Genomic DNA, 442 nt, shown 5'->3' with positions numbered 1-442 from the left:
CTGAGTGTTTGTTCTTTCTGTTCTTAGCTTCATCAGACATAGGTGGCCGTCCTTTCGATCTATCCAGAGCTTCAGCACCACCATCTAAAAATGTTTTCTTCCATGAGGTTATCATAGGAGGATTTGTTAGCCCAAATTGAAGAGCTGTTTCTGTTACTGAAGACCCTGTTCTTTTCATAAAGCTTAATACATCCAGCTTGAATTGAACAGAATAAGTTTTCTTCTGTTTCTTTCTTATTATTCCTTCAGTTCCGAATTCCTCATAATTTTTCACCCAGTTAATAATCTGCTTGGGTGACTTCACACCATGTTTTTTAGCTAAACGTTGATATCCAAGCTCTCCTTCTTGATATTCTCGAACTACCATAATCTTAAATTCATCACTATATTTAGTCATAAATAAACACCCCAAAGGTTAGATTTTCAACTCTAACTTTTGGGG

General features: G+C 36.2%; 1 protein-coding gene. It reads right to left on the bottom strand.

What is annotated here, in order from left to right; genetic code table 11:
• The coding region (locus K9V48_RS28630; protein ID WP_224142360.1) for a helix-turn-helix domain-containing protein at positions 1-397 on the bottom strand (397 nt) is incomplete at its 3' end.
• Between the last annotated feature and the right edge of the window lie 45 nt (positions 398-442).

Source organism: Metabacillus rhizolycopersici (assembly GCF_020075705.1).
The sequence above is the reverse complement of the archived record's forward strand: the minus strand, read 5'-3'. Positions and strand labels throughout refer to the sequence as shown.